This is a genomic window from Ramlibacter rhizophilus, from assembly GCF_004681965.1.
Lineage (GTDB): Bacteria > Pseudomonadota > Gammaproteobacteria > Burkholderiales > Burkholderiaceae_C > Ramlibacter > Ramlibacter rhizophilus.
Genome location: NZ_SMLL01000005.1, coordinates 42736 through 56910 on the forward strand (window position 1 = coordinate 42736; position 14175 = coordinate 56910).

A 14175-nucleotide genomic window follows, 5' to 3' on the forward strand; every position below is an offset into this window, starting at 1 on the left:
CTGATCCCAGAGCGATCAATTTTGTAATTCACTTGCTCGTCGCACTTCGTTGCTCCCCGCGGCGTTCGACCTGGAGAACAGCCATCGCTTCGCTCAGAAGATGGTTGGATTATTAGCCCGTCCAACACCGACCGAACGCAATGCCGACGACCATCAAGCAAGCCGACCTGATCGAATCCATCGCCGCCGCGCTGCAATACATCAGCTAGGTCTGAGATTGGCGAAAGCGTCGGCCGGGGCTGCGTTCATCGCAGCGCGATACCTGCTCATTTCGAATCGCGTTTCGCCTGCTGCTGCCTTCCGCGCGAGGAGACATGTGCCAGTGGCCGCTGCTGTCCCATCGCCTGTGCCCGCTTGGCGTGCGGCGTGGTAGCGGGGCTCTGCGTCGCGGCCTTGCTGGCAGCGGCGCTTCGTGGTCCGTCGCTAGGCGCCTTGCTGCTGCGGCTTGCTTGAGGCTTGTCGCTGGTGCGACTCCTTGCCTTCGACTCCACTGCGAGGCGAACGGCGGATCGCACGGTCGTCTTACGTCCAGGCTTGCTGGCGGCTGGCTTTTCGGAATGTCGTTCGCGTTGAGCCTGCTGCTTCTCCAAGCGGCCAAGCGCCTCGGAAAACACCTGCACCTTCTGATCGGTCCGAGCGTTGGCGACTCCGCTGCGGCCGGATTTCGTCCCACTCCGCTCCCGCGTCGATACGCGTTGACGCCGCAGCAGGTCCTGGTACTTGTCACGCTCATTTCGAGTCCGCCGTATCGTGGCCTGCAGTTCCTTGTCGGCCATCTGCGGCGCCTGATCGCTCAAGCTGCTTTCGAAGAGTGCCATCTCCTTGGTGGACAGCAGGCGTGCTGCCTGGATGCGGTTCCATGCCATTGAATCTCCTGTTCTGTTGTCGAGCCATCTCAGATTGCCACCATAGGGCGATGCGGCGCGCAGGAGTGGCGGTTGAGTCCACGTGGGTGACGTCCCACGCACAGCTTCTGCCGATCGAACGGCCGCCCAAACTGCCTCACTTCTGCTTCGAGCGGGTCAGCTTTCGCCACAGCTGACCGAGCAGACCGCCCGGCGGGATTTGTTCCCGGTGCTTGGCCCATAAAGCGTTGGACCATCTGTCGGCCGTAATGAACAGGGCCACAACGACAACCGCCAGTAAACATGCGCCGACAATTTCAATGATCATGAAGCGCGTTTTATATGAAGACGGCCGCTGGGTGACGATGTTTGCAAGGCGCTTGTGCGCGGCCACAACATGGCCGGGCATCCCCATGCGTCACGGGCTGGCGGGATGGCTGCCCACGTGGCCTTCGGCGCAAGAACGGCAGTCCTTGGCGTTGTGCTGTTCGTTGCTGGCATCCAGCTCGCAGCTCGAACGGGTGCACTTCCTGCGAGTCGCAGGGGCGGGATCGTTGTCCTTGTCTGTGCTGCGCTTTGCATCGGGAACGTTGCAATCGGCTTCGTCGTGGGGCTCGCACTGGCCGTTCTGAGCAAGCGAGGACTGCTGCATCTTTAGAGCTGAGCGCGCCCAGCCGTTTTGTGCTGATTTGTGCAGGTGCGCAGCGTCGCAGCAGCGTGGCCCCGAGCGTTTGAAGTGCCGCCGAAGCGTGGCGGAAGGCGCCTCGACAGCCTTTGGGATAATCCCGCCCTGCCCCACCACACCGCCGGAACCCGCATGCCCACCACGATCAAGGCCGCCGACCTCATCGAATCCATCTCGGCCGCCCTGCAGTACATCAGCTAAGCCTGAGACTGGCGAGAGCGTCGGCCCAAGCGGTATGGGCCAGCGTGTAGGGCAGCGTGCAGATAGTGTGCAACAGTGCCGGTTTTGACGGGCGCCGGCGAGAACTAGCTTGTCACCGCCATGCTGCTGATGAAACCGGCAGCAAGCAGCGCTTCCAGCGCCACGCTGGAGAGAATGCCGGGCTTCGCTCGCTTCGCGATCAGCTCGAAAATGCCAATGAGGGCTAGCAAGCTCAGCGCAACAGCAAATCCTGCAGCGATGCCCCACCGCGCTTCGGGTGCTGACGTCGCTCGCACCATGAGCAGCAACGCCGCGAGGCCAAGATAGATGCAGCCGATTCGCCTTCCAATCAGCAACCCGGTTGGGCTAGGTTCAATTCCCCAGCGACGCAACAGAAGGCCCCCAGCGAACAGCCAAGCCAAGCCCAGGAGAATTGCCGCTACTGCGGTGACGACAGCAATGGTGGAAAAGGACATGAGTGACGATCCGGCTGCAGTTCACCAGCATTGTGGGCTGCTCGGACCAGTTTGCAAGTGGTGCGGACGGGTTTGACGGGAGCGTGGGGACGCTGCGGAAGCCGCTGCTTGGGCATTGCTGATGCCTGGGCCGCACAGCCGGGCGCGTGCACTGTTTGGGCAAGTTGCGCCGCGCACGGCCGGCGAACATTTTCCTGGGCAGTCCGACCGCCTAAGATCGCTCGATAACCACCTCGCTGACCTGCATGAGCGGCTGGATGTCCGTGTAGTTGGGAATGTCCGCCATAATTTCTTTCGCGTGCGGACCGAAGGCCGTTTGAAAGCTGTCGACCGACTCGCAAAAGATGTCGCATCTGCCGACGTACACAGGCTCGGAACCAGGGGCTCCCCCGGCGATTCCCTTGTCAACTGTGTAGTAAAGGCATGCATCACCCATTCGACGCTTGACCAGCGGCATGTGCTTGTCCCGGTAATACGCATGGTCGAACCGGGCCCCCTTCGAATGAGGGTACATGACGCTCACCTTGATCATGGCATGTTCTCCTTGGAAACGAGCCAGGATAGGCAGCCAGCAAGCGCCGCAGTATCGGGTTTACCTGGGGTCGGCGTCGCCTGCACATTGCAAATACTCCGGGCTACCCTCCCTTGAAAAAGCGCGGGTCGCCGGCTAGCGCCCAGCACCAGCACAGGAACGAGGTTCGCTCATGTTTCTGCAGATCGACGGACACAAGATTTTCGCCCTTAGCTTCGGAAGCGGGGAGAGGACGCTTTTGGCGCATGGCGGCTGGATCAGCAACTTCGAAGACTGGATTGACGTCGTTGCCCTGCTAAGTAGCTCTTGGCGCGTCGTGGTGTACGACCACCGTGGTTCCGGTGAATCGCCCGTTCCAGTTGAAGCGATCACGTCCGAAAGTCTCGTTGACGATGTTTTCCGCGTGATGGACGCGATGCAGATCGACCGCTGCATCTTGGGCGGCTTTTCGCGCGGGACGGCTACTGTCCTGCGCGCCGCCGTCCAGCAACCGCAGCGGTTCGACGGCTTGGTGCTCTTGAACGGGCATGGGGAGGTCCGCGACCCAAGCTTGCCCGTTGCGACTCGCATCGCTCCGTCCAAGTGGCCAGGCGAGACACACGAAGAACACTTGCGCTGGTTTATCGAGCGTTGCACGCCGGAAGAGGACGTGGATCACATCCGGCGTTGGGGCATGCACATCCTGTTCCGCTCCCCACCCGATATTGCCGATCGATTGTTCATGGTGGAATTTCAGGACAAGATCGACTGGCCAACCCGACTGGCTACCTTTTCCCTGCCGACGCTGCTGATACACGGGCAAAAAGATGCCCTGTTCGATGTGCGTAACTTCCACTACTTAGACTCGCTACTGCCGAACTCCAAATTCGTAGAGTTGGAGGGAAGCGGACATCTACCGGCCATGGTGCGACCCAAAGACGTTGCCCATGAGATCAAGACGTTCTTCGAACGGACCTAAATCGACTCCCCAAACGGGCTTGGAACCACTCAGTACATAAGCTAAGTCAGAAGTCAGCGGAAGCGTCAGCCCAAGCGGCTTCGGCCAGCGTGCAGCGCAGCGTGCTGATGTTGTGCGGAGGCCGCGCGTACGCAGTAAGCTGGCTATACGACCCGAGCGCATCGCGCGAAGCCGGCGTTAACGACACAGGCTGGTGTGACGGATGCGTCATGAAAGCTGCTTATGTCTGACACCATTTACCTCATCAACGGCGTCATCTATCAGATAGCGAGTAGGGATGCCCATCTTGTCGTTCTGACGTTGGTGGATGATCCGCACGACAACAGCCCGCCCGATCAACTGGAATACGACTCGAATGAGTTCGACCGAAAGATTGCGGCAGGTGATATTTCAGTAATGTGAAAAAAGGCGCTGGAGCAGACATGGCGAAGCTCGGGATCAATGCAGCTTTCGCAGCGTACGGCGCCGTACTCAAAAATCCGCAATGGTCCGTATCCGCTTGGACGCCCTCAGGCGAACTGGTCGTAAGTCTTTGGGACCACCACTTCCGTAAGGGAGCGCCACCCGGAATGATGGACTTTGCTGATTCCTTTGCTCGGTGGTCGGGGCATGGGAACAAGGAGTTCCGGGAGAACTTGAGCAAGGCGTATGCTGCGGAAAGTCGCATTCGCTTAGTAGTTGCTAAGACGGATCAGATTGCGCATGTTGAAGCGGGGGAAGATGCGAGCAAGATTGGCAAGGAGTTCTTCCTGCGCGATGATCTGGTCGGCTTGGTCCACGAACTTACTGCCGATCGCTACGTCATTCGGTTCAAGCGCCAGTAGTGTTCTCGCCCACGACTGTGCATGGCCACTCCATTCACATCGTGACCGGAGCGTGCATCGTCTGCTGAATCCGTGCAACAAGGCACAGTCCTGCACATCTCTGCTTCGTATACAGTAGAGCTATGAGCTGGCTCAAGATTCAGATTGCTGCGGCACCCAAGCTTGCTCTTCTTGCTGGACAGTCCTTGTTCGCGCTTGGCGGCTTTCTGATCGTCAGCGGCTTAATCGGTCGGGTCACCACCACCGCAATCAACTCAAGTCGTAGCCTCAGTAAGCTTCCGGCCCTGACTGGCTTGAGAGAGGCTTTCCCGACATACGCCTTGTGGTGGGTACCGGAAAGCCTGCTTGGCTACGCGCTCCCCGGGTTGCTCGCCATCGGTGGCATTTATGTTGGCCAGCCAGCCAAGCAGCTGCTGCAGGCACGGCGGACCGCGTTGAACAAACGGCGCAGGTAGCCGTGGCAAAGCTCGCGATCAACGCCGCATTCGCAGCCTACGGCGCAACGCTAAACAACCCCCAATGGTCAGTTTCAGCGTGGACACCTTCGGGCGATCTGGTTGTTAGCCTTTGGGATCACCATTTCCTGCCCGGCGCCCCGCCCGGCATGATGGACTTTGCTGACTCGTTCGAACGTTGGGCTGGGCACGGGAACAGAGAGTTTCGTGAGAACGTCGCCCGCGCTTTGGCCGCTGGAAGTCGCGTGAGAATGGTCATCGTCAAGACAGACCAGATTGGACGAGTGCAGGCCGGAGAGGTCGCGAGCAAGATCCGCAAGGAGTTCATCCTGCGCGATGACCTCGTAGGCTCAGTCCACGAACTCACCGGCGATCGCTACGTCATTCGGTTCCAGCGTCTGTAGCGGGCCCGAATGGCGTGCGGCACTGTAGCTCGAAAGATCCAGAGAATGGGGGCTACACCGCCCAGGAGGGGAGGCAAATACCTCAAGAAGGACGGGCTGGGCGTCTACCACACGCTGCAGTCGCTCATGAGCTTCCGAACACGTGGGGCGACGGCTAGCTGCACATCAACGTACAGGCGGCGTCACCATCAACAAGCAGGAGTGGAAGACCACCGTGACTGGCACCGCGTCATGTTCTACGGCGACGACACGCGCTACGACCTGCAGATGCACCCCATGGGTGTGGCGAGAACACCTAAAAGGAATACGTATGGGCTACAAACCTGACCACTGATGTGCCCATGTCTGCTGTTCACCTACATTGATGACAGGGGCCGACTGACAGATGAGCAGCGGGGTGGACGACGCCTGCCAGGGACAATGCTGTGCATGCGTTGGAGGAACCCCATGCCCAAATTCGACTGGCACAAGGAGCACCCCGGCTGGAAGCTGGCCGCATGGGCGCTGCTGTTGACGCCCACCATCCTGCTCGCGGCGGCAGCGCTCCTTAAAGCCCTCAAGTGAGTGATCTGCTCGCGGGTAGCGGTCCGGTGCTCTTCAATGGACCACGACGACGCCTGTCTGCCGGTGCAGAGATGAGTCGTCATACGTGGCACACCGATGGACCTACTTGGTGAACTGGAAATTGGCGCGGTAGGTCGATCCATCTTTGAACTTCATCGCTAACTGCCGGCATCCAGTCCACTTCTTGTCCGTCTTCCAAACATACGTGTATTGCATGGTGAGCGGATCGTACTGAAGTCCCGAACTACCAGCAGTGTTGACCGTTTCTTCAACGGGATCTACTTCCCCACCGGTACAATTCGTTGTGACTGCCTGCGGAACACCATCAAGGATGTCCATGAACATCCTGCGCATCACGGCCACACAGCCGCACAGGAAGATGGCCGTGAGCGTCCAGCCCCTGTTCAGCATCAAGCACGACGACCCGCTGCCCATCTACAGCAAGGACAACACGCGCTACGACCTGCACGGCCAGGCGAATGTCCATTTTCTCTTGAGTTCAAATAAAAGGTCACCTGTGTACCTTGGCAATGACTTACGCACCATTCGTACCAGTGTGAAGAACATCACCTAAGCTCTTGTGGCATCTGGTCTTTCTTGCCACATAGCCATAGCTGTTCTATTGTTACGGTGCTCGCTGATGCCCACACTCAGGTGGCTGCCAAGTCAAGAGACATTCTTTTTGAACGGCATTGCTTGACCTCTTGCCAAGAATTCGGGAAACATAGAAGGCACTGGTCATTCACACCCTTTGGTTGCGAACTTCTACTTCAAGCTGTAGACAATGGTGATTCACCAGCTCTGGCGGAAAGACTTTCACTTCAGTATCCGCGAATAGTCGCCATCCTCATGGCGAACTTTCAATTCATGTTGGCTCGTGCCTTGCGCTCGGCCCCGCTGCTTGAGGCTCAACAGCGGACCTTTTTCCAAGCCGGTTCACCGCGTCAATGATGCCCCCGCCCGAAATGCAAATGGCGCCTAGTACCATGAACATGAGTGCCTCGATCTCGTGAATAGCGCCTTTGGAAGCGCCAAACACGCTCAGACCAGCGATAAAGGCTACCGCTCCGATGATGTATAGGAAGAAGGCCAAGGGGCCATCGTAAGACACCACGTGTAAAAAGCGTAGCCTGAACAGTTAGTAGTTGCCCTAAGAAGCCCCGTACCTTGTCGCCACCTTGGTTCCGAAGGTTGGCGCCTACGTTGCTTGCGCAAAACCGCTCCTGACCCACGCCAGCCCTGCTGCTACTCCCCACAAGAACGCAGGCGGCAGCACCAGCAACATTCCGAACCGCACCCAGTCTGGAAGTGCTGTGTATGGGTACTGGGGGCTGCTTCCATGCTTAGTCAGCCAGTTTGTGTCAAACAGAGCAAGGGGATCACTCACCCAATACCAGAACACATAGCCACAATAGTCTCTACCGCCGTATTCAACCCATGGCCCGAGGCCACAACCCAAGAGGTGTACCCGCTCCCAAGCAAAGAGGCCTACCACCGCTAGCAGCCAAAGCGTCGTGGCAAACACTCCAAGTCTGAACCAACCTCTACTCATGTTCACTTAATCCCGGCGCGTTGACGCAGCTCTTCGTAAAGCTTGTACGTACCGTCGTGAATGTTCTTCAGCGGATTGGCTTTGCAGTAGTTGTCCATCCAGAGAAGAACTTGATCCCCTTTAACTCCGCGCAGAGGGTCTTCTTTGACTTCGTGCCGAAGCGCCGAGTTGAGGCCGCTGATAAACCCTAGCAACCACCAGCGGTGCCCCGTAACGTCCTGCCGGACCCACGTGCCGCAGTCAGGAACCTCATAAGCCAGCGCAGCTTGGGCACTGCCCACGCTTGAAAGTGCGAGACCTAGAATGAGCGCCGCTGCTTTCATCACTTTTCTTTTACGTTGACGTCGAAGCCACCATATGTTAAGTTGTGGTAATGGTCGATACGGATGTTGAATCTGCCGTCCGACACACTAAGCAGCGCAAAGATGCCAGCGATGATCAGCAGTCGTAGCAGGGAATCTTTACTGAAGAGGAACTCGAAGAAGCGCTTTACCTTGTCCATGTTCTAGCTTCAATAGCAGAGCGCCGATCATGCCAGCAGCAGGGCATCCCGTCAATGATGAGCTACTAGCAGAGCACCAAGTCGCTACTTGTGCAGTTGAAAGTCTGCGGGGCAAACCAGCTATCGCTGTAGTGCTCTAGCTTCTAGTATGTTGCGTCCACTGGCAAAACATTGCTCTATGACCTGCTCGATGAATTCGCCATTCTTGAAGCACGTATTTGCGTGCGGCCTCTTTGCCTGCTCCTTCGCCGCCTCTGCGCAAACCATCGAAATTAAAGGCATCTATCTTGGAATGCCAGAAGCCGATTTCAAGCAGCTTCATCCGAACCTGAACGGGTTCACAGTTGCCGGCATTCAATCCAAGTACAGCACGCCCTACGTGTATTTCAAAGATGGGGTGCTGGACTCATTTTCATTCTACTTCACCGCGAACGGGTACGACGACGTAAGAGCAGCGCTGTTGACAAAGTATTCGAGCCAGTTCCAATGCGAAGAAGAGATCGTCAGTACTCGCGCTGGCGCCTCTTTCAAACAAGAGCGATGCAGGTCGGATTCGCCGGCAGGCTCGGTCACTCTTTCTCGGTTCGTATCTGACATCTCGACCAGCAGCTTGAGCATGATGTCTCGCCGACTCATCGACGAGTTGAAAGAAAAGCAGAAGGCCAAGCGGGGCGACATTTAGGTGGTGGCCTTCCAAAGCTTCCCGTCAGCAAGTCCAACCCCATTGTGGGCGATTAGGTTCCGCTTCTTTGCCAACGCTTTAATTCTTTTTGCACCGCTTGGAATGCTGCCCAGTGCGACCCGCTCCGTGCCCCCACAATTCCTGTCAGCAGATCAATGCGCGGTGGAAGGGCTAGATTCGCTTCGATCAGCGGCTGCGCGATTGGGTCGCGGGGACAGTGCCGCAGCGTAAGTGCTGCCCTCAATAGAGCCAAACGCCATAACAAACCTGCCCACTTCTGCTGCCCATTTGGCGCGCATCTTCTCGTGGGAATCCCCTTCGTCCGCGTCTTTCATTCTCGTAGTCTACCGCTGGGGCATGTCCAACCCATGCCAACCAGACTTGCACCGGTTAAAGTGATGACGACGCATTGCCCCGCCCTGTCTGCCCGACTTGGAGCAGTGAGGGCAGCGGACGACGGGCAATGCCGAGTGTGCATCGGCGATGCTGTCCTTGTGGTCCTGCGACTTTGCGACGCCTTCCCTACTCGCGCTCATCTTGTCGCGCGTGCAAGCGGAGTGGGACCTCCCTAGTTTTGCTTCCCGGCTGTTCTCCTCGCAGGCCTTGATTACCACGTTGCCGACTGCGTAGTCGCCAAGATCGTCCTTCCGCGCCATGCAGAACTTGCCGCGCCCATTCCCTCGCAAGTGCAGCTTGCCGCTTTCTATCCAGACCTGCAGCCATTCCTCAAAGGTCATCGTGACCTGGATGCGGTGGCCGTTGCGATCCGGTTTGCGGCGGGCCTGGGTTTTCTTCTGTACGTTGTACGCGTCGCGCACCTTGCGCAACTCTTGGTCTGCCAGCTTCATGCTGATCTCCTCTTAATGTCGGCCTACGCTGGACCGAACTCCAGTCTGCGTTCGCAGCTGCTTTCTCGCAATATTTACTTGGGTCGCCCGGCCTGCACTGCGCGCCCATGCGGCCTACAGCCCCATAGGCACGTCTGGCAGCCCCATGGCTTGACGATCGGTGCGGTCGTCGCCTCAAACGTTATCGTCGCGCTCACACAACAGCAAGTCACACATTGATTTCATTCGAATCGCCCCGTCATTCCGTAGTTGTTAGTAGCGCCTTCCGGCGTTCGCTTGCTGCACCTGCTCGAATTCATCGCGCAGCTCTGGCGGAATGTAGGATCGCCCGTTTCGGTTATTGACGTACCATTCGTACCCGCTGAACGTATAGCCTTCATCGAAGCGATAGCGCTCAGCGGGATTCCACTCGCTGGGGTCCTCGCCCGTCCACAAGGGCCGATCCGACTTCCTTACGTACGACGAGCTTTTTTTTTCAGCGATTCGCGCCAGTGCCATACGTCTGCCTCGGTGAAAGGATCCATCACGTCGTAGCGGACCTTGTTGTCGGCGTCTAGAACATACTTCGCATTGACTTTCATCCAGTCAGGCCGCTTACCCCGGCTCTGAGCATTGCAGTAGTAGGTCACGCCGCTTTCCGGGCTGGTCCACTTATGCGTCGGCTGCATCTCACCGGGCTTCTTACGCGGCACCTTGCCGTTGGCATCCTGCGGCTGCTGCTTAGGCGCAGACTCGGTCGTGTTCTCACCGGCGGGCTTGGTGAGGTCGTGCCACACGTCTTGCGGCTTCAGGCCCAGCGCTGCGTACTTGTCTCGGTCCTGCTGCCGCAGCGCAGCGATGATCTTGCCCTTCTGGTCCGCCTGCTTTGCGAGCTGATCTTCGATGGCCTTTTGCTGGCTGATCAGCTGCTGCCGTTCCGCGATCAGTTGGTTGATGTCGATTACTTGCCCGTCCGATTGCGTACCGTTGGAAGCGATTGCAGTTGCCGTGCTCATGGTTGGTTCCTTTCAGAAAATTAAAACAAAGTCATCCCCTCTCGACGGCACACAGACCTGAGATTGCAATGGGCAAAGCTAGCGCTCGACTCGGATGCTTCCGCACTCGAGCGATTGATTCGCGTCGCTGGGATGGACACAGATTACGGAACGCCCATTTAAAAGGCAAGCGGAATCCGTTGACGCCACGTCGCGCTTCTGGCAGGAGTTTCCGCGCCGATCCTCGAAAGTTTGGAGGTTTTCACTCGGGAGGCACTTGCCAAATTGATTTGGCGCATGCCAGTTTCCGGCGAGCAAAGCAATCGCCTTGTGTTGCCGATACGCAACAGCCAAGCATTTTTTCAGTAGCTGAACGGCCGCGACATGCCTCCACCCCAAAGTTCGAGAACTTAAGTTGATCCACGTGAGACCAGAACGCATCCTCCGTCTGCATCGCACGCATGCAAGAGGATCCGATGTATCTCCCGCAAATCAAAGCACCATTTGCCGCCGAGTACCTGGCATTGATTGCGGTCGGGGCAACGCATCAAGAAGCAGTCGCACAGATCGCGCAGTCGAATGAAATCGACCCCGTTCAAGTGGAGGCCGAATGCGCGTCCAACTAGGCCGCGTAGTCGCCACGCGCAACTGCCTCGATCATCTCGTCTCAATTGGCGCAAGCGCCGTGCCGTACCTAAAGCGGCACCAGCGAGGCGACTGGGGCAACCTGGGAAGCTCCGACAAGCAAGACAATGAGCAAGCGCTGCTGCACGGCGGAAGAATTCTTTCCAAGTATCTGTTGAAAGACGGGACGCCGATTTATGTGATTACAGAAGCAGACCGAAGCTACACGACGGTGATGCTGGTCGGCGACTACTAGCCACTCTGCAACGCAGCGTCATTCTTTTGTTGATTCATCATGCAGGTGAACCAATCATTGGCTATACGGCGATTGCGCCGCGTTCCACAGGTGAATCGAACATGTCCAAGGTCAAGAACCTGATCAACCCAGCTGCGCAAGCCGACTCCCAGGGATTCATGGCCGAACTCGGCAAGCTGGCGCAGCCGTTTACTAAGCCGGAAACCCCGGCCGATCCGGTCGAGCGCATGCGTGCCAAGTTCGCAGCCCACGTGGACGCCACGGTCAAGGCGATCGCCGATGGGGCCGACAAGGGCAAGTGGTTCCGCAAGCAATCTGACGGGACGTTCGTCTTGTCCTTCCGCAACGCCAACAGCGCCCTAACGTTGAACGGCGCCAAGCAGTTCCAAGTCCCCGATGCCGAAGCCGCCATCAAGCTGCTCGAAGCAGCCAAGACTGCAGTTGATGCCGGCGAACTTGACGACGCGCTCAAGGCTACCCAACGCAAGCCCCCCGACCGAATGAAGAAAGAGCCGCAGTCCGTGTAACCCGAAAAGCCGGCGTAACCGTTCGTGGCTTGCCATCCCTATCGGACGATCTCTCGCGCGGTGCTGTCGTTGTGTCGTTCCTCGTGAGCATCATCCGTCCGTCTGCCATCCATAGACAAAGCCGTAGGGTGAAGAGGACGGAACGGACGAACTTGGCAAGCGCCTGGAAAGACCTGACGAATACCATTGGTAAGTACGACGACCACCTGACACACTACGGCGATCATGAACAGAGTTCATGAAGCTCTTGAAGGACTCCGTGATGATCTGGGAGACATGACACGTAAACACGTGAAGCTACGACCAGACGAAACGAGCAGAAAATGCAGACTGCTTGTTCCAGCGCTTTGCGCCATCCGTACTACCTTCGCATCCCTAACCAACTTATCGACCGAGTTTTCATCTAGCTGGCGCTACGGAGACTCCAAGCTGCATGGGCAGTGCAGCAACTCCGGTTGTCTTCACCCTTTTCAGGAGGTCGTTTACTGATCGCATCGGGAGAACGCGATCACCTGCGGCTTTGTTATTTTCCAGGCTGGTTGCAAGGTCGCTTTACGGGTCATATGCCAGACCGTTTTGCACAGAACCACCTTGCGTGGAAACTGACCCCTATTGCCTGCACAGCAGTCAGGATGGACTGCGTTCGGAAGTGCAACTACCGGCAGCAGCGATCAGGTCGAAAAGGAAGAAGCCCCGTGACGGATCATGCATCACGGGGCTTCACATCTATGAGCGCACTGCATGTGCTCACCGCTGAAAACTCACGCAACCATGATCGCTGCTTGCAATCTATTTAGCAAACGGCTACCAACGACGCTTGCCGAGTCAACCTGCACACGAGCCATCCCGGCGTCTGCTTAAAGTACGCATTTCCTACGGAAATCCGCTCAACTCTGCACGAATTCTGCGCAAATACAATTCATTCACGGAGACCGCATGCCTTCTGGCTTGGCCGCACCCATTTAATACAGCTTATATTCCATGGCACCGCTTTCTATTTTCGTGAGTCGCGACCCACATGGGGTAAGCGCAGCGCCAATCGGAGCCAACGCCGGAGTGACCGCCCAAGCTGGCGTTGCTCACATGATGCCTGGCTGACAGCGGCAGTGTTGGCTTTCGCTTAGATTACGAGCAGATTTGCCGGATTAATCGTACAATAAAGATCCAGGCTCCTATGCGAGAATCGATTATGGCGGTTGTAATAAGCGTTGAAGAGCAGCGCCTCATCAACGGAAATTCAGAGCTTATTTCGAATGATCCAGTTTACGACGAGTTTATAGACTGGCTGGGCTCAATGGGGTTCCTGTACGTCTACTCAGAGACTAGCGACACGAGCCTTCACTATGAAGTCCACGAGCTGTTATTCGAGCATGACAGCGAAGCCACCCAAGCCTATCTGACGTGGGGCACTAGGCTCAACATGGAAATGTACAAAGAGTAGTTAGTAACGTTCCACGGCCACTTAATTGCAGGGCGTTCAGACTGCTTGACTCCGCTTGAGCTGAACCGCGCTACGAAACTGGCGTGCGGTTGATCTTAGAGAGCGTCTCTTGGCTACGCTTCTGCTTCAGTCGAAGGTCGGCTTGCTTGGCAAGCTCCTTTTGCCGCCTGGCATTCTTCAGCTGCACTTGCGCGCGTTGCTTTTGCGCCTTAATGGCCTGCTTTTCCGAATCGACTGCTTCGGAGAACGTTGCAAATTCGTAGTATCGCATCGGGTAAATACCTCCACCAGTATTTACCCGGCGAGCACATGCGAAACGTTCACCCGCTGTCTTCGTTTAGCAGCTACTCGAACAGCTTGATCAGCAAACCCAGCGCAAACAAGCACAGGAACAGCTTGAAGGCGGCGGTCAACAGCCATTGCATAAAGCGCAGCAGGTGCGGCAGCAACACGATCACCGCGACTTAGAATAGGAGGCGCTGCATGTCGGGTTACCTCACGACGGATAGCTTCGGAGCGGAACTGCCCTTCCCGTGCGCCTGCTGCATGCCGTCAAGGACGCGGGCGGCCTTCTCCGCGACTGCGCCGGTCTCTACGTGGCTGTAGACCATCGTGGACTGAATATTCTTGTGCCCGAGCAGCCCTTGCACTTCGACCAAAGACATGCCGTTCTGTAGCATGCGCGACGCGAACGTGTGGCGCGCCGTGTGCAAAGTAATCTTGCCCGCATCACCGGAAATGCCGGCTCGCTCAAGTGCATTTCGCAGCCAAGAATAATTATTATTATGGCGGCGCTTGCTAGGGAACACCCGTCAGCTGCTTCGG

At 57.2% G+C, this 14175-nt stretch carries 22 protein-coding genes; 11 read left to right on the plus strand and 11 right to left on the minus strand.

Annotated features, from left to right (window positions below; all coding sequences use genetic code 11):
* Positions 1-266 precede the first annotated feature (266 nt).
* Together EZ242_RS13055 and EZ242_RS13060 are read right to left on the minus strand one after the other, a co-directional pair.
* Entirely contained in the window at positions 267-866 is a 600-nt protein-coding gene (locus EZ242_RS13055; protein ID WP_135285618.1) for a hypothetical protein, read from the minus strand.
* Between the two features lie 136 nt (positions 867-1002).
* Positions 1003-1254 carry a hypothetical protein gene (locus EZ242_RS13060; RefSeq protein WP_167784757.1) on the minus strand — a complete coding sequence of 84 codons (252 nt, stop codon included), beginning with the start codon at positions 1252-1254 and terminating at the stop codon, positions 1003-1005.
* A 327-nt stretch (positions 1255-1581) separates the two neighbouring features.
* Here EZ242_RS13060 and EZ242_RS22035 point away from each other — a divergent pair, with 327 nt between their 5' ends.
* Positions 1582-1731, plus strand: a complete 150-nt coding sequence (locus tag EZ242_RS22035) for a hypothetical protein (protein WP_167784758.1) — start codon at positions 1582-1584, stop codon at positions 1729-1731.
* 104 nt (positions 1732-1835) lie between these two features.
* Here EZ242_RS22035 and EZ242_RS13070 read toward each other — a convergent pair whose 3' ends face one another.
* Both EZ242_RS13070 and EZ242_RS13075 read right to left on the minus strand, forming a co-directional pair.
* Positions 1836-2207, minus strand: coding sequence for a hypothetical protein (locus EZ242_RS13070; RefSeq protein WP_135285621.1), 372 nt, complete (start codon positions 2205-2207; stop codon positions 1836-1838).
* A gap of 211 nt (positions 2208-2418) precedes the next feature.
* Complete coding sequence (locus tag EZ242_RS13075) at positions 2419-2739, minus strand: EthD family reductase (protein WP_135285622.1); 321 nt, start codon at positions 2737-2739, stop codon at positions 2419-2421.
* Between the two features lie 172 nt (positions 2740-2911).
* Between EZ242_RS13075 and EZ242_RS13080 the strand changes: the two genes are divergently transcribed.
* From EZ242_RS13080 to EZ242_RS13100, 5 genes are all read left to right on the plus strand, one after another.
* Positions 2912-3697, plus strand: a complete 786-nt coding sequence (locus EZ242_RS13080; protein ID WP_135285623.1) for an alpha/beta fold hydrolase — start codon at positions 2912-2914, stop codon at positions 3695-3697.
* Positions 3698-3919: 222 nt separating this feature from the next.
* On the plus strand, positions 3920-4099 hold the full coding sequence (locus EZ242_RS13085) for a hypothetical protein (protein ID WP_135285624.1): 180 nt from the start codon (positions 3920-3922) through the stop codon (positions 4097-4099).
* 20 nt (positions 4100-4119) lie between these two features.
* Positions 4120-4521: a hypothetical protein gene (locus EZ242_RS13090; RefSeq protein WP_135285625.1), complete on the plus strand. Its 402-nt coding sequence runs from the start codon at positions 4120-4122 to the stop codon at positions 4519-4521.
* Between the two features lie 122 nt (positions 4522-4643).
* A complete protein-coding gene (locus EZ242_RS13095) occupies positions 4644-4976 on the plus strand; it encodes a hypothetical protein (RefSeq protein ID WP_135285626.1) in 333 nt (110 codons plus the stop codon).
* A gap of 2 nt (positions 4977-4978) precedes the next feature.
* Positions 4979-5380: a hypothetical protein gene (locus tag EZ242_RS13100; RefSeq protein WP_135285627.1), complete on the plus strand. Its 402-nt coding sequence runs from the start codon at positions 4979-4981 to the stop codon at positions 5378-5380.
* Between the two features lie 666 nt (positions 5381-6046).
* On the opposite strand, the gene EZ242_RS13105 is transcribed toward EZ242_RS13100, so the two are convergent.
* On the minus strand, positions 6047-6283 hold the full coding sequence (locus EZ242_RS13105; protein WP_135285628.1) for a PxKF domain-containing protein: 237 nt from the start codon (positions 6281-6283) through the stop codon (positions 6047-6049).
* Between EZ242_RS13105 and EZ242_RS13110 the strand changes: the two genes are divergently transcribed.
* Positions 6282-6518: a hypothetical protein gene (locus tag EZ242_RS13110; RefSeq protein WP_135285629.1), complete on the plus strand. Its 237-nt coding sequence runs from the start codon at positions 6282-6284 to the stop codon at positions 6516-6518. The genes EZ242_RS13105 and EZ242_RS13110 overlap by 2 nt on opposite strands.
* Positions 6519-7498: 980 nt before the next feature.
* Here the strand turns inward: EZ242_RS13110 and EZ242_RS13115 are convergent.
* Positions 7499-7819 carry a hypothetical protein gene (locus tag EZ242_RS13115; protein WP_135285630.1) on the minus strand — a complete coding sequence of 107 codons (321 nt, stop codon included), beginning with the start codon at positions 7817-7819 and terminating at the stop codon, positions 7499-7501.
* On the minus strand, positions 7819-7998 hold the full coding sequence (locus tag EZ242_RS13120) for a hypothetical protein (RefSeq protein WP_135285631.1): 180 nt from the start codon (positions 7996-7998) through the stop codon (positions 7819-7821). Before EZ242_RS13120 ends, EZ242_RS13115 begins: the two co-directional genes overlap by 1 nt.
* A gap of 190 nt (positions 7999-8188) precedes the next feature.
* On the opposite strand from EZ242_RS13120, the gene EZ242_RS13125 reads away from it, so the two are divergent.
* Complete coding sequence (locus tag EZ242_RS13125) at positions 8189-8680, plus strand: hypothetical protein (protein WP_135285632.1); 492 nt, start codon at positions 8189-8191, stop codon at positions 8678-8680.
* Between the two features lie 344 nt (positions 8681-9024).
* Here the strand turns inward: EZ242_RS13125 and EZ242_RS13130 are convergent, their stop codons facing one another.
* Both EZ242_RS13130 and EZ242_RS13135 read right to left on the minus strand, forming a co-directional pair.
* A complete protein-coding gene (locus EZ242_RS13130) occupies positions 9025-9528 on the minus strand; it encodes a hypothetical protein (RefSeq protein ID WP_135285633.1) in 504 nt (167 codons plus the stop codon).
* A 452-nt stretch (positions 9529-9980) separates the two neighbouring features.
* Positions 9981-10523, minus strand: coding sequence for a hypothetical protein (locus EZ242_RS13135; protein ID WP_135285634.1), 543 nt, complete (start codon positions 10521-10523; stop codon positions 9981-9983).
* Positions 10524-10963: 440 nt separating this feature from the next.
* Here EZ242_RS13135 and EZ242_RS22040 point away from each other — a divergent pair, with 440 nt between their 5' ends.
* The 3 genes from EZ242_RS22040 (at position 10964) to EZ242_RS13145 (ending at position 11909) form a co-directional block, all read left to right on the plus strand.
* The gene (locus tag EZ242_RS22040; RefSeq protein WP_167784759.1) at positions 10964-11128 is read left to right on the plus strand and encodes a hypothetical protein; all 165 of its coding nucleotides are present in this window, start codon (positions 10964-10966) and stop codon (positions 11126-11128) included.
* Positions 11113-11382 (plus strand): hypothetical protein, encoded by a 270-nt coding sequence (locus EZ242_RS13140; protein ID WP_135285635.1) that lies wholly within the window; start codon positions 11113-11115, stop codon positions 11380-11382. The genes EZ242_RS22040 and EZ242_RS13140 overlap by 16 nt, the downstream gene beginning before the upstream one ends.
* 101 nt (positions 11383-11483) lie before the next feature.
* The gene (locus tag EZ242_RS13145; RefSeq protein ID WP_135285636.1) at positions 11484-11909 is read left to right on the plus strand and encodes a hypothetical protein; all 426 of its coding nucleotides are present in this window, start codon (positions 11484-11486) and stop codon (positions 11907-11909) included.
* Between the two features lie 1511 nt (positions 11910-13420).
* Here EZ242_RS13145 and EZ242_RS13150 read toward each other — a convergent pair.
* Complete coding sequence (locus EZ242_RS13150) at positions 13421-13621, minus strand: hypothetical protein (protein WP_135285637.1); 201 nt, start codon at positions 13619-13621, stop codon at positions 13421-13423.
* A gap of 220 nt (positions 13622-13841) precedes the next feature.
* Complete coding sequence (locus EZ242_RS22530) at positions 13842-14159, minus strand: tyrosine-type recombinase/integrase (RefSeq protein ID WP_135285638.1); 318 nt, start codon at positions 14157-14159, stop codon at positions 13842-13844.
* Positions 14160-14175 lie beyond the last annotated feature (16 nt).